Raw genomic sequence first — 24384 nt, forward strand, 5'->3', positions numbered from 1 at the left:
ATAACAAAAAAACGATATAAATAACTTATAAAAATATATACAATGAAAGCGCACACTAAAGAAACTCAAGCTACAATGACTCCTGAAAAGTCATTACAATATTTAAAAGAAGGAAACCAAAGATTTCAAAACAACTTAAAAGCTAATCGTAATTTACTAGAACAAGTTAACGATACAAGAGAAGGACAATTTCCTTTTGCTACAATTTTAAGCTGTATCGATTCAAGAGTTTCTGCTGAATTAGTTTTCGACCAAGGTTTAGGAGACATTTTTAGTGCAAGAATTGCTGGTAACTTTGTAAATGAAGATATTTTAGGTAGTATGGAGTTTGCTTGTAAATTAGCTGGTACTAAATTAATCGTTGTCTTAGGACATACTAGTTGTGGAGCAGTTAAAGGAGCTTGTGATAATGCTCAGTTAGGTAACTTAACTAAAATGTTAAGTAAAATTAAGCCAGCTGTAGAAGCTGTAACAGAACCTAAAGATGAAAGTTTAAGAAACTCATCTAATCTAGAATTTGTAAATAACGTTGCAGAAAAAAACGTACAATTAACTATTGATAGAATATTAAATGAAAGCGATGTATTAGCCGAAATGCATAAAAATGGTGAAATTATGATTGTTGGAGCTATGTATGATATCAAAGACGGCTCTGTTACTTTTTATGAATAAAAAACATCCTCTATAATTATTATTATAAAGAGAATCTAAATCTAGTTTTAGGTTCTCTTTTTTTATTAACTTCGGTAATTATATTGCTTAATCCGGAAAGCAACTGTAAAAGATTCTTCCAACAAACAATTTATATATTAATGAATCTATCTAAAATTTTTGAAAACAATAAAGAGTGGGTAAAAAACAAACTCTCTACCAATAAAGATTATTTTAAAAAATTAAATGAAGGACAAAGTCCTGATTTGCTGTACATAGGTTGTTCTGACAGTAGAGTTTCCGCAGAAGATTTGATGGGTTCAAGTCCTGGTGAAGTTTTTGTACATAGAAACATTGCTAATATGGTACCTGCAATTGACTTAAACTCTGCTTCAGTAATTGAATATGCTGTTGAACATTTAAAAGTAAACCATATTGTTGTTTGTGGCCACTATTCTTGTGGTGGAGTTAAAGCCGCAATGCAATCTGCCGATTTAGGTTTGTTAAACCCTTGGTTACGTTATATAAGAGATGTATATCGCTTACATAAAGATGAGTTAAATAAAATAGAAGATGAAGATGCTCGTTACGATCGTTTGGTAGATTTAAACGTGCAAGAACAATGTGTCAACCTTATTAAAACTGCCGCTGTGCAAAAAGCTTACAGAGATAGAGGCTTAAAGGTACATGGTTGGGTTTTTGATATTAAAACAGGAAACCTCATCGATTTAAATATCGATTTTGAACATATTTTAGAAGATATTATGGAGATTTACCATTTAGACTAAAAAAAAGCGGATAAAAAATTATCCGCTTTTTTATATTGTTAGTTGCATCTCTTTGCTGTTATCATTCTCTTCCTCATCTTTTATGATTGACGGAAAAATTGTTGGAGCAATCTTTTTTACTGGTTTAAATAAAATAGATTCTTCTAAACTCTCCTCCTTTACAAACGGAATAGTATCATTCATTTTTCCGAAGAAAATAAAAATTACGCTTAAAATTAACCCAATTTTTAAAGCCCCAAAAACACCTCCTAAAATTTTGTTCAAAATTCCTAAAGCTGCAAAATCAGCTATTTTGGTTAAAATTTTCCCTAATAGTGCTATTGCTACAATTATTACCACAAAAGTTCCTGCAAAAGCCGCCAAAGAAATATACTTTTCATCCCATGTAACACTGTCTTTTAACCAATCTCCAATAAAGTATGAAAAGTGGATAGCTCCATAAACTCCTGCAACCAAAGCTATTAAAGAAGCAACCTCTACAAACAACCCTTTCATTAAACCTCTTACAAAGCCAAAAAGTAGTAATGCAGCAATAATAATATCAAAAGTATTCATAAATATAAAAGCGTTCTACTGTAAAAATCTATGCTCAAATATACATAACTCATTTGTATCTTTGCTTTCTCAAAAAACACAAATGACAAAAGAAGCCAACTTAAAAGAAAAATGGGATTTTGTAATAACTCAATTATCACAACAATTTGCTGATGGAGATGATCTCAATATTGATGGAGTTATTTATTTAATTGGTGTTCAAGAATTAGGACAAGGACATCGTAAGTTTAAAAAAGACGAAAAGGTAAACCTTATGCATATTGCTATTTGTAAGCTATTAGAACCTTACGGATACTATGAATTCGATTTTTTTGATAATGATGGGTGGCCTCATTATAAAACTCTAACTGAATTACCTAATTTAAAACCTGGTGAACAATCTGTTTTAATGAAAGAAGCTATTATTAATTATTTTGAAGTAATTAACTTTTTTGATTAGGTAACACTTAGCTTCCTGATCATTTTTGATAATAACTTAGGGAAAAATCGCTTGGTATATACACCTAGCTTTTCTTTCACCCCTGCTATATAAACTTCTTCTTTTTTATTTTTTATAGCTTTTAGCATAAATTCAGCAAACCTTTCTGGATGTATTCCATTAGCTGTGGCTGTGTCCATTGTATTTTGTGGAGTACCATTTCCTGTTAATGCGTTTTTTGACACATTCGTAGTTACAAAACCTGGGCAAACTAACGTAACAGCAATATTATCTTTATAATGTTCTGCTCTCAAACTATCAAAAAAACCATGCAAAGCATGTTTCGTGGCAGCATAAGTAGAACGTAATGGAGTTCCTATTTTTCCAACAATACTTGTAGTTACAACAAAGTGTCCCGATTTCTTTTCAATAAAATGAGGTAGTAAAGCTTTTGTTAATGAAACTGTTCCTAAATAATTAATATCCATTAAACGTTTATCTACTTTTATTGATGTATCTTTTACTAATGATCTCTGACTTATCCCTCCGTTATTTACTAAAACATCAACTCTTCCAAAAAATGAAATAGCTTTAGTTACCTTCTCTGGTAGGTTTTCATAATCTTCTAAATCTAAAGGTAAAATCATAACATTTTCAGGAACTTTGCAAAGTTTTTTCACTTCTCTTAAAAAGCTTTCATTTCTTGAAGATATAATTAACTTTGCTCCATAATTAGATAACGCTACAGCTAGAGATTTACCAATTCCTGAAGAAGCGCCAGTTACCCAAAATATTTGTTCTTTAAAGTTCATGTTTTCAAATAATTAAAAAATCGTTTGTAAAATACATAAGAAAAAATAAAAGTGGTACACTTCTTGGATAGAAGTTCGTAAATGACTAGTTTTAAAACCTTATTAATAACCCTTTAAAATATTATGATGAAAAAATTACTGGCTCTATTAATATTCACCACATCACTTGTAAATGCTCAGTACACAGTTAAAGGTACTATGACCCCTCCAGACAAAGGAGATTGGGTTATTTTATATAAAATTGAAGGAGCAAAGCAAAAGTTCCTTGCAAATACTACCATTAAATTTGACACTGTTGCAATAAATGGTGAAAAACAAGTTTTAGGAAAGTTTAGTTTTGAACTACCTAACACAGCAACTTCTGGAGCCTACAGAGCTACCTATAGAAATACGGGTGCTGGTTTTGTTGATTTTTTCTTCAATAAAGAAAATGTTGAGTTCGTTTTCAATCCAAAATACCCTGATCAGTCAGTTCTTTTTACTAGCTCTAGAGAAAACAAACTATACAATGAATACTTACAAGCATACAACGCCGTACAAAAAAAGATAGATTCTTTACAAGCTTCTTATATAGAAACTGAATCAAGAGATGCGAAAAAAGCTTATAAGAAAGAGCTTAAAGAACTTGAAGACGTACAAGAAACTTATGAAAACAAATCTCAAGGAATGTTAGTAAATAGTTTTATAAAAGCTTCACGCAGATATAATTCATACAATCCTCATGATAATCTACAAGACTATTTATCTGCTACTAGCGAAAACTTTTTTGAGTACGTTGACTTTAAAAGTGATGAATTATACAACTCTTCTTTTTTAATTGATAGAATTAACGATTATGTTTTCTATTTAAACTATTCTGAAGATAAAAAAGTTCAACAAAAACTTATTAAGGAATCTATTACCACCGTTATGAAGAAAATTTCTTCTGACAAATTAGAAAAAGCAGTAATTGATTATTTAATTAGCGCACTTACTGATAAGCGTAACGGACCAGCTGTGGATTGGATGTTTGCTGAATATTATGACAAACTTCCAGCTAAAGATCAAGACGCTGATTTTAAAAAGGAAAAATTAGACATCTTACTTGCAACTGTAGGTAGAGTAGCTCCTGATTTTTCTTGGAAAGAAGATGGTCAAGAATATAAATTATCAACATTAAACGATGGTAATAAGTATTTACTAGTATTCTGGAGTACTGGTTGTCCACACTGTGTAAAAGAAATTCCTGAACTTTATAAGTTTATGCAAACTCATAAAGAAGTATCTGTAGTTTCTTTTGGTATTGAAAATGAAGAAAACGAATGGGATGAGTTTGTTAAAAACTTACCTGGATGGCATAATGCTATCGGAACGCATCCTGAGTATAAATTTGATAACGAAACAGTAAAAAAATATAACTTACTTGGTACACCTTCTTATTTTGTATTAGACAAAGACAAGAACATTATTGCAATGCCTGACCATGAAGAAGATGTAGAAAAATACTTTAACGGTGACAACGAATAGTTTACTATTTTGTATAAACAACATAAAAAAAGCCCAACAAATTTGTTGGGCTTTTTCTTTTTAAAAATATAAAAATGCATCTTCAATATGTTCTATTATAAACTCATTTCCTTGTTTAACAATTGCGATAATGTCAAATCGAATCTCTACATCTAAATCATTTTTTGTAACATAATCATCAATAGCAGTTACTAATAGTTTTATTTTCTTCGGATTTACAAAATCTTGTGGGTTTCCAAAGTAAGCTGTTGATCTTGTTTTAACTTCTACAACAGCTAAAGTTTCTTTCTTTTGAGCAATAATATCAACCTCAGCTTTTTGAAATCGGTAGTTTTTTTCAACAATAGTATACCCTTTCTCTATAAGAGAATCTATTGCTAATTGCTCTCCTTTCTTACCGAGTTCATTGTGTTGTGCCATTTAAAAACTTATATTTGAGTAACCTTAAATCTTTTTATCATGAAAAAAAACATGGGAAACACCGATAAAGCTATTAGAACTTTAATCGCTCTAATTATAGCTGCGCTGTCTTACTTTGAATTTATTACAGGAATTTTTGGTAATATCTTACTTGTACTAGCAATTATACTTTTAGTTACTAGCTTGATAAATTTTTGTCCGTTATACAAGTTATTAGGAATTAACACATGTAAAACAAAAAACAATTAATTAAATTCTACCAAGCACTGCTTATTCTTACTTATCGATAATTTAACTTCTCTACCCATTATCAATGCTCTATTATCTGGTTCGTGACCTGCAGGAAAATCAAACAATACAGGAATACCTTTAGGAACAACCTCTAAAATTAATTGTTCTATAGAGCTTCCCCATGGAGTTGTATTTCTCTTAATTTTAGTCATATCACCAACAACAATCGCTTTAACTTTTGTGAAATATCCAGCACGTTTTAAGCTTTGTAACATTCTATCAATTGAATACTTGTATTCACCTATTTCTTCTATAAATAAAACTTTCCCGTCTGTAGAAAGTTGACTATCTGACCCTAGCATAGAAGCCAAAATAGCAATATTACCTCCAACTAACTCTCCTGAAACCTCTCCTATCCTATTCTTTTTTGAAGCAGGAATCTCATAACGCAATTTTTCTCCAAACAATGCTTTCTTAAAAGTTGCAATGGTTTGTACTATATCATCAGAACTCTCTTCCATACTTGTACCCATCATAGCATGTAAGGTTTCTACTCCTAAGTTATGAATATGGTTATGAAACGCTGTAATATCAGAATAACCAATAACCCATTTAGGGTGTTTTTTAAACTTAGTAAAATCCAATTTATCTAAAATTCTCACAGAACCATATCCTCCACGTGCACTCCAAATCGCCTTAATACTAGGATTATCTAACGCATCTTGAAAATCTTGACATCGTTCTTCATCAGTACCAGCAAAATGATCATTCTGATTAAACATGTGTTTACCATATACCACTTTCAGCCCCCAACTTTCTGCTAACTTTTTAGCTTTATCAATAGTGGGCTTACGATTCTTTAAAATTCCAGCAGGAGCAACAATTGCAATAGTATCTCCCTTTTGCAAATATGGTGGTGTAGTTAACTTCATAGTTTCATTTTGCGCGTAGACTGATGTAATTATCAGTAAAAAAAATAAGATGAAAATTCTTTTTTCCATAAACAAGTCTCTTTTCTTGATCTTAAAGGTTTAAAATCCATCAAATGTACCTAATTTATAACAGTATAAAAAATTGCTTTTTCGTACTTTTGCGCTTTAATTTTAGTAGAAAAAACATGAGTACACCAAAAAGATATACAATTACAGCAGCATTACCTTATACAAATGGACCAATTCATATTGGACATTTAGCAGGTGTATATGTTCCTGGAGATATTTATGCACGTTACCTGCGTCAAAAAGGAAAAGACGTAGCCTATATTTGTGGTTCTGATGAACACGGAGTTGCAATACCCATGCGTGCTAAAAAAGAAGGTGTTACTCCGCAAGATATTATTGATAAGTATAACGGAATCATCAAAAAATCATTTGAAGATTTCGGTATTTCTTTCGATAACTATTCTCGTACTTCAGCTGAAATTCATCATAAAACAGCTTCTGATTTCTTCACGAAGTTATATAACGATGGTGAGTTTACTGAAGAAGTTACCCAACAACTATATGACGAAGAGGCAAATCAGTTTTTAGCAGATCGTTTTGTGATTGGTACATGCCCTAAATGTGGAAACGAAGAAAGTTATGGAGACCAATGTGAAAAATGTGGTACAAGTCATAATGCTACTGATTTAATTAATCCTAAATCAGCCATTACTGGAAATGTTCCTACCTTAAAAGAAACTAAGCACTGGTTTTTACCATTAGATAAACATGAAGCTTTTTTACGTGAGTGGATTTTAGAAAGCCATAAAAATGACTGGAAACCAAATGTATTAGGACAATGTAAATCTTGGATTGATGACGGTTTGCGTCCGCGTGCAGTAACCCGTGATTTAGATTGGGGAATTCCTGTTCCTGTGGAAGGTGCTGACGGAAAAGTATTATATGTTTGGTTTGATGCACCTATCGGATATATTTCTTCTACTAAAGAATGGGCAGAACGTGAAGGAAAAAATTGGGAAGATTACTGGAAAAGAGATGATACTAAATTAATACACTTTATTGGTAAAGATAATATTGTGTTTCACTGTATCATTTTCCCTGCAATGTTAAAGGCGCATGGCGGATTTATTCTACCAGATAATGTACCAGCAAACGAATTCTTAAATTTAGAAGGAAATAAACTATCGACTTCTAAAAACTGGGCGGTTTGGTTACATGAATATTTAGAAGAGTTTCCTAATCAGCAAGATGTATTGCGTTATACCTTAACAGCCAATGCTCCTGAAAATAAAGACAACGATTTTACTTGGAAAGATTTTCAAGCAAAAAACAATAACGAGCTAGTTGCTATTTTTGGGAACTTTATTAACCGTGTGGTAGTATTAACAAACAAATACTACAGTGGAGTAATTCCTGCTGCTGGTGATTTATCAGAAGTTGATAAAGATACCTTAGAACAATTAAAACAGTTCCCTGATATAATTGCTAAATCTATAGAGCGCTATCGTTTTAGAGAAGCTTCTCAAGAAATGATGAATTTAGCTCGCTTAGGTAACAAATATTTAGCTGATGAGGAACCATGGAAGGTAATTAAGGTTGATGAAGAGCGTACAAAAACAATTATGTATGTAGCTTTACAAATTGCAGCTGGTTTAGCAGTATTATCAGAACCTTTTTTACCGTTTACCTCAAGTAAATTAAAGTCAATTTTAAATATTGATAACAATCTTTCTTGGAATGATGTTACTGAAAAAGACATTTTATTACCAGCAGATCATCAAATTAATAAAGCTGAATTATTGTTTTCTAAAATTGAAGACACTGCAATTCAAGCACAGTTAGATAAATTAGAAGCTACAAAAAAAGCAAACGAAGCGGCTAACAAAGTAGTAGAGCCTCAAAAGGATACTATTGAATTTGATGATTTTACTAAAATGGATATTCGAATAGGGACTATTGTTGCAGCTGAAAAAGTAGCTAAAACAAAAAAACTACTAAAACTTACCGTAGATGTAGGCATTGACACACGTACTATTGTTTCTGGAATTGCTGAAAGCTTTAAACCGGAAGATATCGTGGGGCAGCAAGTATCTGTACTATGTAATTTAGCTCCAAGAAAATTACGTGGTGTAGAGAGTCAGGGAATGATTTTAATGACTGATACTCCTGATGGTAAATTAGCCTTTGTGCAACCTTCTGAAAAAGTGAATAACGGAGAATTTATAGCTTAAATAAAACATTTATTATATTCGCAACCTCGCATAAAATGCGAGGTTTTTTTACTCCTAATAATAACTAAGAATGAAAAAAAATTGTATGAATATCCTATTTTTAATAGGGTTTATGTATAGCTCTTTATTTGCTCAAACAGAAATTGCTAGCTTTAAAAACTTTTTAAAAGAAAATTCAACAGATATTAAAGATGTAATTCCTGTTGTAAACACAAAAAATAATGATTTAGCTATTTTAATTGCTGACGCTAAAAATGTGTATGCATATAAATTTAATGATGAATTTAAATTAACTGGTCAACTTTCATCTGAAACTAAAAAAAGGAAGTATAAAATACTTTTAGGAAGTAGTATTTATGGTAATGAATATAAAATATTTTTAACTAATAAAAGTAATACACAATTTGCTTCTGTAAGTTTTTCTTTTAATGATAAAAAAAATACAGTAAAAGAATTTTTACTTCCTTCTGGACAAACTTTTATCCAAACAGTTTCTTTAAAAAACAAGTTTTATATTATCTCTGGAAATAAAATGGATGGTAGTATATATCTAAACTATCTTAATGAAGATGGTAACTTACAATACATTCCATTAGACATTGCTGAACTAAAACTTCTCAACAAAAAGAATAAAAAAGTAAGAGTTATAGATTTGCTGTTACCTTTTAATTACTCACCTATCAAAAAGTTTGAAGAAAATACTCCTAATTCAATTGAATCAGTTTCTGAGACTGCCAAAATGTATTTAAAAGATGATAATCTTATTATTTCTTTTGACAATAATGAAAATACAACGCAATTATTTACAGTAAACTTGACAAATTATAAAGTTTCTACAGTAACTTTTAATAAACCTCTTTCTAATGTTAAATCTGGAAGAAAAAAAACAAACTCCTTTATTTTTGATGATAAAATAGCTGTAGTAGCTGCTACAAAAAATATTTTATCAATGTATATTTTAGACTATTCAACAGGTAATTTCATAAAAGAATATGCAGTCAATCAAGATGAAGAAATACTCTTTAAAAACACTCCCATTATTCAAAAAGGAGGGTTTTATAATGGCTATAGAGAGCTAGAAAAAACCAAAAAGTTTTTACGTAAAATAACGGCTGGTAAAATTGGGGTTTCAGTCATAAAAAACAAAAACACTTATTTACTTACTCTAGGAGGTTATGTTGAACAAAGAACTGCTGCTCCAATGATGATGGGGGGCTTCGGAGGAATAGGTGGAGCAATAGCTAGTGTAGGAAGTGTAAATGTGAACCTTTTCTTTAACCCTACTATGTTTGCATATAATTCTTTTACCAATACAAAATCAACTCAAATTGAATGTTTATTTGACACTAATTTTGAACATATTAAAGATGCCGAAGTACCTAAAAATATTTTTGATAAAATAAAAAGCACTCCTAAAAAAAGTGATATTGGTTACACTATTTTTAAATATAAAGATTTTTATATCAGAAGTGATTATACCCCTAGTGACAAAACATATCACTTAAGAAAATTCACAAGATAAATTAACCTTTTACTATATTTGAAACCTCGCTATTCATGCGAGGTTTTTTTATTTAAAATAACTTTCAATGCAACTTATCTCCTACATAACCTCTCGTACTCAAATTTCACAAAAATCAATTCAAAATACGATTGAATTATTAAACGAGGATTGTACAGTTCCTTTTATAGCCCGTTACCGAAAAGAAAAAACAGGTAATTTAGATGAAGTTGAAATTGGACAAATAGTTCAACTTAAAGAGCAATTTGAAGCCTTAGAAAAACGAAAGACAGCCATTTTAAAAGCTATTGAAGAACAAGATGCTTTAACAGACGAGTTGAAAGCTAAAATTGAAAAAACTAAAGATTTAACCACTTTAGAAGACATTTACCTTCCCTATAAAAAGAAACGTAAAACTAAAGCAGAAACCGCTCGTAAAAATGGCTTAGAACCTTTGGCGAAAATGATTATGAGTCAACGTGTAAACGATTTAGACTACACGGCTTCAAAATATATAAATAACGAAGTTGAATCTGAAGAAAAAGCTTTAGAAGGCGCTCGTCATATTATTGCGGAATGGATTAATGAACGAACTGATATCCGTAATAACATTCGTTACCAATTAGAGCGTTTTGCTACCATTGCAACCAAGGTTATCAAAACTAAAAAAGACGAGGAAGCAGCTCAAAAATTTAAAGATTATTTTGATTGGGAAGAAAACCTAAGTCGCATTCCTTCTCACCGATTATTAGCTATTTTACGTGCCGAAAAAGAAGGTTTTATTCGTGTTAAGATTAGTATTGATAATGAACGAACGCTTCAAAAAATAGAAGACAGAATTATTCGCTCACACAACGAATGTGCTGAACAAATTGAAATAGCAATTGCTGACGCTTATAAACGTTTACTTTTTCCTGCTTTATCTAATGAAGCTTTGTCTATTGCCAAGGAAAAAGCAGATGAAAGCGCTATTAAAGTGTTTGCAAAAAACCTACAACAATTACTATTAGGGTCACCTTTGGGTGAAAAACGAATTTTAGCCATTGACCCTGGATTTAGAACAGGTTGTAAAGTAGTGTGTTTAAATGAACAAGGCGATTTATTACATAACGAAACTATTTTTCCACATGCACCACAGCATCAGTCTAAAGAGGCAATGAACAAACTTAGCTCATTGGCTGATGCATATAAAATTGAAGCTATTGCGATTGGTAACGGAACTGCTTCCAGAGAAACAGAGCAATTAGTGAAACGTGTGTATTTTAAAAATCCTGTAGAAGTATTTGTAGTAAGTGAAGCAGGAGCTTCTATTTATTCTGCTTCAAAAATTGCACGAGATGAATTTCCTAATTATGATGTAACAGTTCGTGGTGCAGTTTCAATCGGACGTCGATTAGCTGATCCTTTAGCTGAATTGGTTAAAATTGAAGCTAAATCAATCGGCGTTGGGCAATATCAACACGATGTAGATCAAACACATCTAAAAAAATCGTTAGATACCGTAGTTGAACACTGTGTAAACAAAGTTGGTGTAAATGTTAATACAGCTAGTGCTTCTTTATTGAGTTATGTTTCAGGAATTGGTCCTAAATTAGCAGAAAATATTGTGAATTACCGAAATGAACACGGTGCTTTTACTAACAGAACCGCTATTAAAAAAGTACCTCGCTTGGGAGGAAAAGCTTTTGAACAATCAGCAGGATTTTTGCGAATTAAGAATGGAGACAATCCTTTAGATGATTCAGCAGTACACCCTGAACGATATGCATTAGTAAAACAAATTGCCAAAGATGCTGATAAAAAGGTAGGTGATTTAATTGGAAACTCATCTGCTTTGAAACAAATTAAATTACAACAATACGTAACTGATTCTTACGGACTACCTACACTACAGGATATTGTAAAAGAATTGGAAAAACCAGGGTTAGATCCTCGTGAAAAAGCCAAAGCTTTTAGCTTTAACGAACATATTAAAACGATTGATGATGTAAAAGAAGGTATGATACTTCCAGGCATTGTAAACAACATTACCAATTTTGGTTGTTTTGTTGATATTGGAATTAAAGAAAGTGGTTTAGTGCATGTTTCTAATCTATCTGATACTTTTGTTAAAGATGTAAATGAGCATGTAAGCTTGCATCAACACGTTCAAGTTAAAGTATTAGAAGTTGATGCTACAAGAAAACGTATTCAATTAAGTATGAATTATTAAATAAAAAAACGAGCTAATTAATTAGCTCGCTTTTGTTTTATATGAATAACTTCTTAGTTATTAATTACCCAAGATATATAGTATAGTTGTCCAACTTTTCCTGATCCAGGGGCAACATAATACTCTTTTCCAAATAAGTTTGTTCCTCCAACTTTAATTCTAGACTTAATTGATGGAATTCTATAGTTTAACTGTGCATCAATTACTGTTCTTTCAGCAACATCTCCTTTTACAAAATTTGAAACCCATCTATATTTGTCTTGCCATCTTGCACTTACTCCAAAACCAAAATTATTAAAAAGATTTTCGTTACCAAACTGTGCCTTTACAGTATGCTTTGGTGTATTAAAGTTAGGTTCAAATAATCCATAATCTTTATCCTCATATGTGAAATCAATAAAGTTGTAGTTAAGACCAAAATCAAAATTGCTAAATAATTTTGTATGCATTCCAAAACCAAAACCATATGATTCTACCTGTGATTTAGCATTCGTCATAATGTTAAACTCTCTTCCTAAAGCTCCATATTCTGAAAACATTGTTTGAGTTGCTTCATCATCAAGAACAACAACACCATCTACAATATACCCATATTTATTTTGAGGCTCTTCTAATTCAGCTTCTGTTGCTTTTCTATTTCCATAAGGATACACTTCTCCTCCATTTAATACAAATATATCTTGTGTAAATACAAAGTTATCATGTCTACTGTAAAAAGCATTAACATCTACATCTACATTTGTTTCATTGTTTAAACGAAACATGCTTCTGTACCCTAACTCAATTGTTTTTACAACTTCAGGCACCAATTCTTTATAATCTGACTTTAAAAAAGTAGGGTTTTCACTAAAAACACTCTTGGTTAATAGTGCATTATTAAGAAGTTCCTTTCCTTCTACCGTTCTAGTATCATAAACATATTCGTCATTCTGTTCATCCCATCTTTTATAGTAACTATCTGGATAAGATATGCGACTTAAATTATCTCCTATAGCCCCAACGTTAGTTTTTAATCCTGCCTCAAAAAACATATACTGTTCTTGTATACTTGGGTTACGGAAACCTGTTTGGTATGATGCCCTTAACACATGGTTTTTCTCTTCACCTAACGCATAATTTACAGCTAGCCTAGGAGAAAAGTTCCCTTCAAAATTATCAGATTCGTCATAACGAATAGACCCTGTCAATTTTAATCTTTCTTCAAAAAATTTCTTTTGAATCTGTGTATATACCCCATACTCCTCTATACTAACTTTTTCCTCTTTATCATTAAACAAAGTCCCTTTAGAGTTTGGATTATACTCACGGTAAGAAGCTCCTACTTGTAAATCAGCCCAGTCGTTTAATAGTCTTTTAAAATTGTAGTTACCATCTAAATGAGTATAAGAACTTTTTTCATAAATCTTACTTCCTCCATCAGATATCAATGTTCCTGTTATTTTATTAAACTCTTTATTAAACGCACTTGTATTTGGCAACAATCTATTTCTGTCTGCGAAAGCCCTTGCATCTTCTACTGATGTTTCTTCATTGTACCTCTGATCATAAAAATCTTGAGCGTAATCAAACATAGAACTAGCTGCATCATTTAAAGCATTTCCTGTTCTTGTTAAATCATAAGAATTCCCAGAATCATTCCCTGTATAGTACCCTCTTATGTAAAAATCATTCCCTTTTACCTCTAATTTATGTTGTCCAATAAAGTAATTACGTTGAGCTAACCTACTTGTTCCTTGAAAAAGGTTATCACGTAATGATAATCTTGAAGTTAGTTGAATCTCTAATGATTCATCTTTAAAAGGTCTGAAATATAAAGACCCTGAAAACCTAGCATTTTTCGATTTAAAATTATTTCTAACAAGCTCCGCTTCTGTATACCCCGTTCTTCTTAAAAGAGTACCCCAATCAATATTACTATCATCAAGGCTTAAATCTCGAAAACTTTCATCTCCATAGGTATTTACTCCATCATAATTAATAGGGTCTTTTGTTCCTTCTATTACCTCGTTAGTATCAATTTCTTTATTTCTTAAGTCATTCGCATGCCATTCTTCAGCTTCATAGTATGAAAAGTTAACTTTTGCGGCAAAAACATCATTAAACTTATATCCCATTCTTACTGCAACATCATAAAAAGGATTGTTTCCTCCAGCCTCTTGACTTGTATAACCACTTTTAAACATAGTCGTTATTCCAGTATGATCAAAAGGATTTTTGGTATTCATAAGCATAATACCATTATAGGCATTGGCTCCATATAATGCAGAAGATGCTCCTGGTAAAATTTCAACACTTTGGATATCCAGTTCAGAAACTCCAGAAAAATTCCCTGTACTATAACTCAATGCTTGTGCTGCTGTATCCATTCCGTCAATCATTTGCACAAAACGTGTGTTAGCAAAATCAGCAAACCCTCTAGTATTTATTGATTTAAAACCATAACTACCTTCTCTAGAATTAATTCCTTTTAAATTAGTTAACCCATCGTAAAAAGAGTTAGAAGTGTTCTTTCTTATATCAGCAAGACCTAATCTTTCAACTGTTACTGGAGATTCTATAATTCTTTCAGGAACTCTTGAAGCAGAAATAATTACTTGATCTAATAACAAGTTTTCTTTTAGAACTACGTTTACCCTTTTTTCAAAAGATATAACCGATACCTCTTCTGTTTTAAAACCAAAAGCAGAAACTGTTAATGTTTGAGGTAACGTATTGCTTGATAAAACGATTGTAAAATTTCCTTCCTCGTCCGAAACGGCAAAGTTATCACCACTTGAAATTTTTGCATTGTAAAACGGCTCTAAATATTCATCGTATACAGAACCTGATATTTTTACCTGCGCATAACTTGTTATAGCAGCTAAGGTAAAAACAATCATTACTAATTGTTTTTGTAACATTTTAAATTTAATTGATTTTTATTCTTCTAGTGAAAAGTTAATTGGAAAACCATACTTTACAGGCACTCGTTTTCCTTTATTTTTACCTGGCTCAAAGCGTGGTAGCTTAGATACTACTCTTCTAGCTTCTTCATTAAGGATTTCTCCTCCGTCAGGACCTAAAGTTTTAATATTAGTTACATAACCATCTCGGTCTATCACAAATCGAATCCATACTTCTCCTTCAATATGATTTCTTACTGCTTCTCCTGGATAACGGAAATGTTTATTAATATGCTTAACCATTTCTAAGTTAAAACAATCAAGCCTTTCTTTTTTCTTTGAGTTTTTACATTTATCAAAAGAGGGTACTTTTTCTACGTAGTAAAGCTTTTTTGCTTTTGATAGTTCTTCTTTTGATAGTTTCTCAGTAATTCTTGTTAAGTTATCTTTATAACCTATTTCTTCCTTAACTTCTTTTACTTTTTCTATCTTAACCTCTTCAGAAGCTGAAACATCGTTAACATTTAAAGTACTAACTGAACTTAAGGCTTGAGCTGCTTTTTTCTTGACAACTCTCTTCTTAAGATACCTCTTACTTGCAGATATTTTAACTTTAATTTGTCTATCTGCTTTTTTCTTTGAATTTTTTACAGGCTCAATAGTACATTTTGTTATACTATTAACATCCAATACAGACTCATCAGGAGATTCACATACTTCCTGCTGAGCAAAAGAATTAAAGAAGTAAAATAAAAATACTACTAGAAAGAAATTATTTTTCATATACGTATAATTTAGTTATCTAGTAATTAGTTTGAGGTTAAAAGTTTGGTGGCGCGAATGTATAAAAATTTTAACATATAGAAAATAATTATTAAAAAAAAACGAGTTAACACATTAACTCGTTCTTTTTCAAATCTTTTTCTTAGCTAAATCCCCACTTATTTGTTTCCTAACATTAGTAATTCGTTACAAATTACTTCTGTTATATAACGTTTATTGCCTTCATTATCGTCAAAAGAGCGAGAAGTTAACTTACCTTCTATCATAACTTCTTTTCCTTTTTCTAAATATTTTTCAATAATTTCTGCTGTTTTATTCCAAGCAACTACATTGTGCCATTGTGTATCAGTTACTTTTTCGCCTTGAGCATTTTTATACGTTTCATTAGTTGCAATGGAAAACTTTGCAAGTTTTTTCCCACTTTCTAAAGTGATGATTTCTGGGGTATTTCCTAAGTTTCCAATTAACTGTACTCTGTTTTTTAGTGCGTTCATAATATTTATTTTTATTGTTAAACAGTTAAGACTTTGTCATTCAATCGAATTGACACTGCAAAGATGAAACAGTATGCAAATTAAAAACGGTTAGTAATCATTTGTTTTCGTTTGTAAATGAATGTAATCGTTTAATTATTTTTAATATCTTTGATTTTAAACTCCTATAGCATGAAATTTCATTTAGAAACCGAACGTCTAATTTTAAGAGAATTCCAAGAAAGTGATTTGGAAGGTATGTTTGAGTTAGATTCTAACCCAGAGGTTCATAAGTATTTAGGAAACAATCCTATTACGACGCACAAACAAGCCGAGGACAGTATCGCTTTTATACAAAAACAGTATAAAGAAAGGGGTATTGGTAGGTTTGCTTGTATAGAAAAAGCTTCTGGTGATTTTATTGGTTGGTCTGGATTAAAACTTAATCAAGGAGAAAAAGAAACCTTAAACGGTTTTACTAATTTTATTGATATTGGTTATCGTTTAATTCCACGCTTTTGGGGCAAAGGTTATGCTTCAGAATCTGCTTTTGCTTGTTTAGATTTTGGTTTTAAAAAAATGAATTATGATTTTATTTATGGTGCTGCCGATGTAGAAAATATTGGTTCTAACAAAATTCTACAAAAAATAGGGCTACACTTTATAAATGAATTTGATTATAAGGGAATTGATGTAAACTGGTACGAACTTAAAAAATCAGACTATGAACGATAAAAAGTGCTTAGAATGTGGAGATAAAGTTATTGGTAGAGTTGACAAAAAATTTTGTTCTGATTATTGTAGAAATGCATATAATAACAAAGTTAACAAAGAGAGTAAAAACCTAATTAGAAATACCAACAACCGCTTACGAAAGAATTATAAAATTCTTTCTGAGTTAAATACTTCTGGTAAAACTAAAGTAACTCGTCGTAAGTTATTTGATAGAGGTTTTGACTTTAAATTCATCACATCTTTCTACACCACAAAAGCAGGTAGCACCTATTTTTATGTGTATGACCAAGGATATTTAGAGTTAGACAATGAAATTTATTTATTAGTAAAACAAGATTAATTACTTCCACGTATTCCCTTTTAACTTCATGGCTGCAATGAGTACATCTTTTTGACTGATTTGTCCTGCTAACTTACCATTTTGAACTATAGGGAAACGTCTTCTACGTGATTTTAAAAATTTATTAGCAGCATCTAAAATATTCATATTTCCATCAATTGTCTCAACTTCTCTAACCATCGCTTTTCCTACCGTGTTACTCTTACCAATTGTTGAGTTATAATACCTATTTTCTGATATTTGTTTTATACAATCACCTTCAGAAATAATCCCTATTAATTCATTTTTTTCATTAACAACAGGTCCTCCAGATATTTTATGTTTAATAAGTATATCTATTGCATCCTCAATAGGTTGTTCTTCTCTAAATGTTATTAATTTTTTGGTCATATAATCAGATACCAAAATTGGTACATTCTCTTCTTGAGGTGTATTTGTCCTCTTTCCTTGAAAACTTTTAATTGCCATAATCTTAAATTTTACTTTTAAATATACTGATTTTTAATCGATTACAATTAACCCCTCTTAAAAAATAAATTACTTACTTTTATAAGTACTAAAATCCAACTATGAAATCATCAAGAAATTACCTTGCAGTTCTCATCATTATTTTAACTGTTTATTGGAGCTTTAAAGATGTACTTCCAAGTGTAACCTCTTCTAAAAAAGAAATTAGTGCTACTGAATTTTCAATTGATAATGCACTGTATCATTTAAAAAACATTTCTCAAAAGCCCCATCATACTGGATCTGAAGAACACAAAAAAGTACAAGATTATCTGGTTCAAGAATTACAAAAACTAAATTTAGAGCCAGAAATTCAATATCAAACTGCTATTAATAAAAAATGGAGAGCAGCTACTACTACTGAAAATATAATTGCTAGAATTAAGGGTACCGAAAACGGAAAAGCCTTATTACTTCTAACTCACTACGATTCCAACCCTCACTCATCACTAGGAGCAAGTGACGCTGGCTCTGGTGTAGTAACTATTGTAGAAGGTATAAGAGCTTACCTTGCAACAAATAAAGCGCCTAAAAACGATATTATTATACTTTTTTCAGATGCTGAAGAGTTAGGTCTTTTAGGAGCACAAGCTTTTGTTGAAAATCATCCATGGGCAAAAGACGTTGGGTTAGTACTGAACTTTGAAGCTCGTGGTAGCGGTGGTTCAAGTTATATGTTGATGGAGACTAATGGAAAAAATAAAACATTATTAACCGAATTTTTAAATGCTAACCCAAATTACCCAGCAGCCAATTCTTTAATGTATGGTGTATATAAAAAGCTTCCTAATGATACCGATTTAACTGTTTTTAGAGAAAAAGGCAATATTAACGGATTTAATTTTGCCTTTATTGATGATCATTTTGATTACCATACTGAACAAGATTCATACGAAAGATTAAATAGAGAAACATTATTACATCAAGCAGATTATTTTACAACTTCATTAAACTATTTTGCAAATGCTGATTTAACTAACTTAAACAGTGATACTGATTACATTTATGTTAATTTTCCTTTTACTAAGTTGTTAACATATCCATTTTCTTGGGTGCTACCAATGCTAATCATTGCCTTTTTGTTATTTATAGTGCTGATTGTAGTAGGCATATATAAGAAGAAGATGACAGTAATAGGTGTATTGAAAGGTTTTATTCCTTACATACTGTCTTTAGTATTATGCATAGGTATTTCATACGGATTATGGCAACTGTTGTTGATTATCCATCCACAATATACCGACATGCTCCATGGTTTTACCTATAATGGATATCAATACATTATTGCTTTTGTACTTTTAAACCTTTGGATTCTTTTTAAAGTATATAATAAACTAAAAGAAGCTAAAGCTATCGATTTACTAGTCGCTCCTATAACTTTTGGATTGTTTATAAATGTTATAATTTACATGAATTTACCAGGAGCCGGCTTCTTTATTATTCCTGTTTTTGCTTCTTTATTGATTTTAGCAATCTTACTGTTCATGAATATAAATAAGGCATCTAGAGCTACGCTATTTGCAATTATATCTATTCCAACAGTATATATGATTGCTCCTATGATTCAATTATTTCCTGTAGCCTTAGGTTTAAAAACATTATTTATTTCTGCCGTACTTTTGGTGTTTATTTTCGGATTAATGCTCCCTGTTTTTTATCAGGAAAAAACTAAAAACGGATGGCAAACGTTGACTGGTTTTCTTGCATTATTATTCTTTGGATATGCAACGTTTAATAGTGGTTTTTCAATTGAAAAGAAAAAGCCTAATAGCTTAGTTTTTATTCAAAATTCTGATACTAACACTTCATATTGGGCAAGCCATAATAAAACATTGGACGGGTACACAAAACAGTATTTTAGCGATGATTCTAAACAAGGTGGGGCTGATTTAATTGCAGGAAAAAGTAAATACAACACTTCTTTTAATTATTATCAAAAAGCTGAAAATAAAAATATCCGTATTTCTAACATCAAAATTAATCAAGATACAATTATTAATAACCAGCGAAGTATTTCTTTTACAATCACTCCTACTCGTAACATTGATAAATACGAGTTATATACAAACACTCAAATAGAGTTAACTAATTTTACTGTTAACGGAACTTTATACGATAAGGGAAAGGCTTTTGTTGCTGATAAAGGAACCTTGTTAATTTATCAAATGGCAAATACTGATAAAGACTTGACTATTTCTTTTACAATTGATAAAAACACCGAGCCTGATATTGTAATTAATGAGATATCAAACGATTTATTATCGCATCCTAAGTTTACCATACGACCTAGAAGTGGAATAATGATGCCAATGCCTTTTGTGGTTAATGATGCTATTATTTGTACAAGAAAACTTAAACTATAAAATAAAAAAGCTCAACTTTAAAAGTTGAGCTTTTTTATTTTTTGTTATCTTTATTTAGTCAATATGAGAAACACGTAACGTGTTTACCATACCTTTTGCTTTTACAGGCATTGAAGAAAGGTTAATTATAAAATCTCCCGATTTTACATATCCTTTTTCTTTAGCTATTTCATTAATATCTTCAATAGTATCATCAGTACTTAATTCTCTATCGTAGAAATAAGCTCTTACACCCCATAAAAGATTTAACTTTCCTAAGATTCTCTTTTCAGATGAAAACGCTAACACATGTGATTTTGGTCTCCATGCAGAAATTTGAAAAGCTGTATATCCACTATTTGTTAAAGTTGAAATAGCTGCCGCATCGATATCATCAGCCATCAATGCTGCATGATGACATACTGATTTTGTTATAAATCTTTTAGTACGTATGTGAGGTGGTTCTTGTGGAACTTCAATTAAATCTGAAAACTCAACACTACCAATAATTTCAGTCATTTTTTGAATAACTCTTACAGGATGTTTCCCTACAGAAGTTTCTCCTGAAAGCATTACAGCATCTGCTCCATCCATAATAGAGTTTGCTACATCATTTACCTCTGCTCTAGTTGGTACAGAGTTTTCAATCATAGTTTCCATCATTTGTGTAGCAATAATTACAGGAATTCTTGCCTGTTTCGCTCTACGAACCAACATCTTTTGAATTAAAGGCACATCTTGCATAGGTACCTCTACTCCTAAATCTCCACGTGCTACCATTAATCCATCGCAATACGGAATTAAAGCATCTATATTTTCAACAGCTTCAGGTTTTTCTATTTTTGCTATTACAGGAACTCTATAACGTGATTTCTGTTTAATTATATCACGTAAAATACGTAAGTCTTCAGGCGTTCTTACAAATGAAAGAGCAATCCAATCTACTTCCTGCTCTAGCGCAAAAACAACATCCTTTTTGTCTTTTTCAGTTAAAGCTGGTAATGAAATCTTAGTATTTGGTAGGTTTACTCCTTTTTTCGACTTTAAAGCTCCACCAACAACTACTTTAGTAACAACTTCACTTTCCTTATCTGTTGCTGTTACTTCAAATAGTAATTTACCATCATCAACTAAAATCTTCTCTCCTACCTTTACGTCTTTTGGAAAACGCTGGTAAGTCATATATGCTTTCTCATGTGTTCCTTCACATTTTTCTGTAGTAAAAGTAAAAGTATCTCCTGCTTTTAATTCTACTCCTTCTTGCATTACACCTACTCTTAGTTTTGGGCCTTGCAAATCGGCTAAAATGGCTACATTATAGCCTCTTTCTTCATTTATTTCACGTATTTGACGTACACGCTCTTTAACTACTTCATAGTCGGCATGTGAAAAATTAATTCTAAAAACATTTACACCAGCTGCGGCCATATCTGCTAAAATTTCTTTCGTGTTTGTTGCTGGGCCTAATGTTGCTACAATTTTTGTTTTCTTGTTGTGTGGCATATAATTAAAAAATTAAAAAATCTTTCGATTTTAATGAGTTTACCTCTATTTCATAAGAGGTTATTATTTGAGGGATTTGTTTTATTACTTCTATAATTTTTACAATTGATTCGTAATCAAAATCTCCTTCTAACTTTAAAAAAAAATCAACTTTTTTCTTTTCTGGTATCAAACGTGTAATTGAATCACTTTGATTAAAAAGACTTATTGATTCTGCTTCAAGAGTTGACTTAAATACATTTGCTATTAAAAACCAATCTTGACATAGTTTTGCATTAGTATATTCGTATACTGTATAAGATGATTGACTACCTTTTTTAATAAAGTCTAAATCGTAACCTGCTCTATTAAACTTAATTTGTAAATGTTCGTTTAATAGATATGCTAATTTATACTCGTTTAAAGTAGTATGAATTCCAATTAATGTATAATCATCATTGGAAAATTCATTTATATTCACCTCATAAATTGGCATCTAAACAATTATTTGTTTTTGCTAAATTAATGAATGTATAGAAAATTCTATGTAAAATTTACGAAAACGTTTTTGTTTACGTGTTAAGATTTTAGCATTTGATTTTGCATAGCAAAATATACTCTTTTTGCAGCAATTTCTTCTGCCTTTTTCTTAGATGTTGCTCTACCTTTAGCTATGATGTTTCCATCAATACTAACACGTACACTGAAGTGTTTTTTACTTTGGTTACCTGAATCTTCATATGATTCAAACTTATACTTCTTCTTCTGTTTTTGACACCATTCTATAACAAAACCTTTGTAGCTAGATATTTTACCTTCTAATCGCTCAATATCTACATAAGGCATTATTACTTGTTCATAAATAAACTGATGACAATAATTGTAACCTCTATCTAAGTATATTGCTCCTATTAAAGCTTCAAAAATATTTCCATGAATATTATTACTAACATGCTCTTTAGAAATATTACTTTTTACAAACCTTATTAACTCTAGATCTTTTCCTAAGTTATTTAAGTGCTCTCTACTTACAATTTTAGATCGCATTTGAGTTAAATACCCTTCATCTCCCTCAGGTACTTTTTTAAACAAATAAGAAGCAATTACAGTTCCTAAAATAGCATCTCCTAAAAACTCTAAACGTTCGTAGTTAATAGGACGACCGTTACTATCTACTAATTTTAAAGATCTATGCGTAAAAGCTTTTTTATAATACGATAACTTAATTGGTTTAAAATTAAGCAGTTCTTTTAATTCGTAGTAGAAGTTTTCATCCGCTTTGTTTTGGGGTTTAACAATTCTACGAAGAAAGTTCATAAAAGATTAATCTAGTTTTCTAAAGGCTACACAAGCATTATGACCACCAAAACCAAATGTATTGCTCATTGCAACTTTAATCTCTCTTTTTTGAGCTTTGTTTAACGTTAAGTTTAACTCTGGGTTGATGTTTTCATCAACGTTAGTGTGATTAATTGTTGGGGGAACAACACCGTGCTCCATTGCTAATAAAGAAGCGATTGCTTCAATAGCACCAGCAGCACCTAACAAATGTCCTGTCATAGACTTTGTTGAGTTGATATTAATGTTTTTAGCATGATCTCCAAAAACCTCAGAGATTGCTTTTAATTCTGCAACATCTCCTAGGGGGGTTGAAGTACCGTGAGTGTTGATATGGTCTACGTCTTCTGGTTTTATTCCAGCGTTTTCAAGACAGTTTTTCATTACTGCAATTACACCAATTCCATCAGGATGTGGTGCTGTCATGTGGTAAGCATCTGAAGATAACCCTCCACCTATAACTTCTGCATAAATTTTAGCTCCACGAGCTTTTGCATGTTCATATTCTTCTAAGACTATTGCTCCTGCTCCTTCTCCTAAAACGAATCCATCACGTTCAGCATCAAAAGGTCTTGAAGCTGTTTCTGGACTTTCATTTCTAGTAGATAAGGCATGCATAGCATTAAAACCACCCATACCTGCAATTGTAACAGCAGCTTCACTACCACCAGTTACAACTACATCACAATGACCTAGTCGAATATAGTTTAAAGCATCAATCATTGCATTAGCTGATGATGCACAAGCAGATACTGTAGTATAGTTCGGCCCCATAAATCCATTTTTTATAGAAATATTTCCTGGAGCAATATCTGCAATCATTTTTGGGATAAAGAACGGATTGAAACGAGGAGAACCATCTCCTTCAGCATAATTTAACATCTCATTTTGAAATGTTTCTAAGCCTCCAATACCTGCTCCCCAAATAACGCCAACTCTTAATTTATTAACGTCATCAAGGTTTAATTTAGCATCAGCAATTGCCTCATCAGAAGCAACCATTGCATACTGCGTAAATCTATCCATTTTACGCGCCTCTTTTCTGTTAATAAAATCAGTCGCGTTGAAATCTTTAAGCTCACATGCGAAACGAGTTTTGAACTTGGCAGCATCAAAATACGTTATAGGTGCTGCTCCGCTAACTCCGTTAACCAAGCTATTCCAATACTCTTCTTTATTGTTTCCTATTGGCGTTAATGCGCCAAGTCCAGTTACTACAACTCGTTTTAATTGCAT

Annotated in this window: 23 protein-coding genes; 11 read left to right on the forward strand and 12 right to left on the reverse strand. The window is 31.3% G+C overall.

The features are described from left to right. Positions 1-42 precede the first annotated feature (42 nt). Both VCM48_RS08800 and VCM48_RS08805 read left to right on the forward strand, forming a co-directional pair. Positions 43-672: a carbonic anhydrase family protein gene (locus tag VCM48_RS08800; RefSeq protein ID WP_274638645.1), complete on the forward strand. Its 630-nt coding sequence runs from the start codon at positions 43-45 to the stop codon at positions 670-672. Positions 673-812: 140 nt separating this feature from the next. Continuing rightward, positions 813-1439 carry a carbonic anhydrase gene (locus VCM48_RS08805; RefSeq protein WP_274638646.1) on the forward strand — a complete coding sequence of 209 codons (627 nt, stop codon included), beginning with the start codon at positions 813-815 and terminating at the stop codon, positions 1437-1439. Positions 1440-1469: 30 nt separating this feature from the next. Here the strand turns inward: VCM48_RS08805 and VCM48_RS08810 are convergent, their stop codons facing one another. Beyond that, positions 1470-1994: a CvpA family protein gene (locus VCM48_RS08810; protein ID WP_482270269.1), complete on the reverse strand. Its 525-nt coding sequence runs from the start codon at positions 1992-1994 to the stop codon at positions 1470-1472. An 82-nt stretch (positions 1995-2076) separates the two neighbouring features. Between VCM48_RS08810 and VCM48_RS08815 the strand changes: the two genes are divergently transcribed. Next, positions 2077-2433, forward strand: a complete 357-nt coding sequence (locus VCM48_RS08815) for a hypothetical protein (RefSeq protein WP_274638648.1) — start codon at positions 2077-2079, stop codon at positions 2431-2433. On the opposite strand, the gene VCM48_RS08820 is transcribed toward VCM48_RS08815, so the two are convergent. Next, a complete protein-coding gene (locus tag VCM48_RS08820; protein WP_482270270.1) occupies positions 2430-3224 on the reverse strand; it encodes an SDR family oxidoreductase in 795 nt (264 codons plus the stop codon). The two genes, VCM48_RS08815 and VCM48_RS08820, sit on opposite strands and share 4 nt — an antisense overlap. Positions 3225-3350: 126 nt before the next feature. On the opposite strand from VCM48_RS08820, the gene VCM48_RS08825 reads away from it, so the two are divergent. Next, entirely contained in the window at positions 3351-4730 is a 1380-nt protein-coding gene (locus tag VCM48_RS08825; protein ID WP_274638650.1) for a TlpA disulfide reductase family protein, read from the forward strand. A 60-nt stretch (positions 4731-4790) separates the two neighbouring features. On the opposite strand, the gene VCM48_RS08830 is transcribed toward VCM48_RS08825, so the two are convergent. Beyond that, positions 4791-5150, reverse strand: a complete 360-nt coding sequence (locus VCM48_RS08830; protein WP_482270271.1) for a YraN family protein — start codon at positions 5148-5150, stop codon at positions 4791-4793. Positions 5151-5189: 39 nt separating this feature from the next. On the opposite strand from VCM48_RS08830, the gene VCM48_RS08835 reads away from it, so the two are divergent. Further along, positions 5190-5399, forward strand: a complete 210-nt coding sequence (locus VCM48_RS08835; protein WP_274638652.1) for a YgaP family membrane protein — start codon at positions 5190-5192, stop codon at positions 5397-5399. Here VCM48_RS08835 and VCM48_RS08840 read toward each other — a convergent pair. After that, positions 5396-6382, reverse strand: a complete 987-nt coding sequence (locus VCM48_RS08840; protein WP_482270272.1) for a S66 peptidase family protein — start codon at positions 6380-6382, stop codon at positions 5396-5398. The genes VCM48_RS08835 and VCM48_RS08840 overlap by 4 nt on opposite strands. A gap of 116 nt (positions 6383-6498) precedes the next feature. On the opposite strand from VCM48_RS08840, the gene metG reads away from it, so the two are divergent. From metG to VCM48_RS08855, 3 genes are all read left to right on the forward strand, one after another. Further along, positions 6499-8553 (forward strand): methionine--tRNA ligase, encoded by a 2055-nt coding sequence (gene metG / locus VCM48_RS08845; RefSeq protein ID WP_482270273.1) that lies wholly within the window; start codon positions 6499-6501, stop codon positions 8551-8553. Between the two features lie 70 nt (positions 8554-8623). Next, positions 8624-10075 carry a hypothetical protein gene (locus tag VCM48_RS08850; protein WP_099215146.1) on the forward strand — a complete coding sequence of 484 codons (1452 nt, stop codon included), beginning with the start codon at positions 8624-8626 and terminating at the stop codon, positions 10073-10075. Between the two features lie 67 nt (positions 10076-10142). Continuing rightward, positions 10143-12266 carry a Tex family protein gene (locus VCM48_RS08855; protein WP_482270274.1) on the forward strand — a complete coding sequence of 708 codons (2124 nt, stop codon included), beginning with the start codon at positions 10143-10145 and terminating at the stop codon, positions 12264-12266. 53 nt (positions 12267-12319) lie between these two features. On the opposite strand, the gene VCM48_RS08860 is transcribed toward VCM48_RS08855, so the two are convergent. From VCM48_RS08860 to VCM48_RS08870, 3 genes are all read right to left on the reverse strand, one after another. Beyond that, positions 12320-15166 carry a TonB-dependent receptor gene (locus VCM48_RS08860; protein WP_482270275.1) on the reverse strand — a complete coding sequence of 949 codons (2847 nt, stop codon included), beginning with the start codon at positions 15164-15166 and terminating at the stop codon, positions 12320-12322. Positions 15167-15184: 18 nt separating this feature from the next. Continuing rightward, complete coding sequence (locus VCM48_RS08865) at positions 15185-15931, reverse strand: energy transducer TonB (protein WP_440120158.1); 747 nt, start codon at positions 15929-15931, stop codon at positions 15185-15187. Between the two features lie 158 nt (positions 15932-16089). After that, a complete protein-coding gene (locus VCM48_RS08870) occupies positions 16090-16425 on the reverse strand; it encodes a single-stranded DNA-binding protein (protein WP_440120159.1) in 336 nt (111 codons plus the stop codon). 171 nt (positions 16426-16596) lie between these two features. Between VCM48_RS08870 and VCM48_RS08875 the strand changes: the two genes are divergently transcribed. Continuing rightward, positions 16597-17139, forward strand: coding sequence for a GNAT family N-acetyltransferase (locus VCM48_RS08875; protein WP_482270276.1), 543 nt, complete (start codon positions 16597-16599; stop codon positions 17137-17139). Next, complete coding sequence (locus VCM48_RS08880) at positions 17129-17479, forward strand: hypothetical protein (protein ID WP_482270277.1); 351 nt, start codon at positions 17129-17131, stop codon at positions 17477-17479. Before VCM48_RS08875 ends, VCM48_RS08880 begins: the two co-directional genes overlap by 11 nt. On the opposite strand, the gene VCM48_RS08885 is transcribed toward VCM48_RS08880, so the two are convergent. Continuing rightward, a complete protein-coding gene (locus tag VCM48_RS08885; RefSeq protein ID WP_440120162.1) occupies positions 17480-17947 on the reverse strand; it encodes a CBS domain-containing protein in 468 nt (155 codons plus the stop codon). It abuts the gene before it with no gap. Positions 17948-18048: 101 nt separating this feature from the next. Here VCM48_RS08885 and VCM48_RS08890 point away from each other — a divergent pair, with 101 nt between their 5' ends. After that, entirely contained in the window at positions 18049-20349 is a 2301-nt protein-coding gene (locus tag VCM48_RS08890; protein WP_482270278.1) for a M28 family peptidase, read from the forward strand. Between the two features lie 54 nt (positions 20350-20403). Here the strand turns inward: VCM48_RS08890 and pyk are convergent, their stop codons facing one another. The 4 genes from pyk to fabF all read right to left on the reverse strand — a co-directional run bounded on the left by pyk (position 20404) and on the right by fabF (position 24384). Further along, on the reverse strand, positions 20404-21831 hold the full coding sequence (pyk, locus tag VCM48_RS08895; protein ID WP_482270279.1) for a pyruvate kinase: 1428 nt from the start codon (positions 21829-21831) through the stop codon (positions 20404-20406). Positions 21832-21835: 4 nt separating this feature from the next. Continuing rightward, positions 21836-22306 carry an IPExxxVDY family protein gene (locus tag VCM48_RS08900; RefSeq protein ID WP_099215131.1) on the reverse strand — a complete coding sequence of 157 codons (471 nt, stop codon included), beginning with the start codon at positions 22304-22306 and terminating at the stop codon, positions 21836-21838. A gap of 83 nt (positions 22307-22389) precedes the next feature. Beyond that, entirely contained in the window at positions 22390-23127 is a 738-nt protein-coding gene (gene rnc, locus VCM48_RS08905; protein WP_099215130.1) for a ribonuclease III, read from the reverse strand. A 6-nt stretch (positions 23128-23133) separates the two neighbouring features. Next, positions 23134-24384, reverse strand: a complete 1251-nt coding sequence (gene fabF / locus VCM48_RS08910) for a beta-ketoacyl-ACP synthase II (RefSeq protein ID WP_274638664.1) — start codon at positions 24382-24384, stop codon at positions 23134-23136.

The organism is Tenacibaculum sp. DPLXC6 (assembly GCF_056815515.1).

Coding starts and splice junctions, on each gene's coding strand:
- VCM48_RS08800 (WP_274638645.1), top strand. CDS start 43: ATGAAAGCGCACACTAAAGAAACTCAAGCTACAATGACTCCTGAAAAG.
- VCM48_RS08805 (WP_274638646.1), top strand. CDS start 813: ATGAATCTATCTAAAATTTTTGAAAACAATAAAGAGTGGGTAAAAAAC.
- VCM48_RS08810 (WP_482270269.1), bottom strand. CDS start 1,994: ATGAATACTTTTGATATTATTATTGCTGCATTACTACTTTTTGGCTTT.
- VCM48_RS08815 (WP_274638648.1), top strand. CDS start 2,077: ATGACAAAAGAAGCCAACTTAAAAGAAAAATGGGATTTTGTAATAACT.
- VCM48_RS08820 (WP_482270270.1), bottom strand. CDS start 3,224: ATGAACTTTAAAGAACAAATATTTTGGGTAACTGGCGCTTCTTCAGGA.
- VCM48_RS08825 (WP_274638650.1), top strand. CDS start 3,351: ATGAAAAAATTACTGGCTCTATTAATATTCACCACATCACTTGTAAAT.
- VCM48_RS08830 (WP_482270271.1), bottom strand. CDS start 5,150: ATGGCACAACACAATGAACTCGGTAAGAAAGGAGAGCAATTAGCAATA.
- VCM48_RS08835 (WP_274638652.1), top strand. CDS start 5,190: ATGAAAAAAAACATGGGAAACACCGATAAAGCTATTAGAACTTTAATC.
- VCM48_RS08840 (WP_482270272.1), bottom strand. CDS start 6,382: ATGGAAAAAAGAATTTTCATCTTATTTTTTTTACTGATAATTACATCA.
- metG (WP_482270273.1), top strand. CDS start 6,499: ATGAGTACACCAAAAAGATATACAATTACAGCAGCATTACCTTATACA.
- VCM48_RS08850 (WP_099215146.1), top strand. CDS start 8,624: ATGAAAAAAAATTGTATGAATATCCTATTTTTAATAGGGTTTATGTAT.
- VCM48_RS08855 (WP_482270274.1), top strand. CDS start 10,143: ATGCAACTTATCTCCTACATAACCTCTCGTACTCAAATTTCACAAAAA.
- VCM48_RS08860 (WP_482270275.1), bottom strand. CDS start 15,166: ATGTTACAAAAACAATTAGTAATGATTGTTTTTACCTTAGCTGCTATA.
- VCM48_RS08865 (WP_440120158.1), bottom strand. CDS start 15,931: ATGAAAAATAATTTCTTTCTAGTAGTATTTTTATTTTACTTCTTTAAT.
- VCM48_RS08870 (WP_440120159.1), bottom strand. CDS start 16,425: ATGAACGCACTAAAAAACAGAGTACAGTTAATTGGAAACTTAGGAAAT.
- VCM48_RS08875 (WP_482270276.1), top strand. CDS start 16,597: ATGAAATTTCATTTAGAAACCGAACGTCTAATTTTAAGAGAATTCCAA.
- VCM48_RS08880 (WP_482270277.1), top strand. CDS start 17,129: ATGAACGATAAAAAGTGCTTAGAATGTGGAGATAAAGTTATTGGTAGA.
- VCM48_RS08885 (WP_440120162.1), bottom strand. CDS start 17,947: ATGGCAATTAAAAGTTTTCAAGGAAAGAGGACAAATACACCTCAAGAA.
- VCM48_RS08890 (WP_482270278.1), top strand. CDS start 18,049: ATGAAATCATCAAGAAATTACCTTGCAGTTCTCATCATTATTTTAACT.
- pyk (WP_482270279.1), bottom strand. CDS start 21,831: ATGCCACACAACAAGAAAACAAAAATTGTAGCAACATTAGGCCCAGCA.
- VCM48_RS08900 (WP_099215131.1), bottom strand. CDS start 22,306: ATGCCAATTTATGAGGTGAATATAAATGAATTTTCCAATGATGATTAT.
- rnc (WP_099215130.1), bottom strand. CDS start 23,127: ATGAACTTTCTTCGTAGAATTGTTAAACCCCAAAACAAAGCGGATGAA.
- fabF (WP_274638664.1), bottom strand. CDS start 24,384: ATGCAATTAAAACGAGTTGTAGTAACTGGACTTGGCGCATTAACGCCA.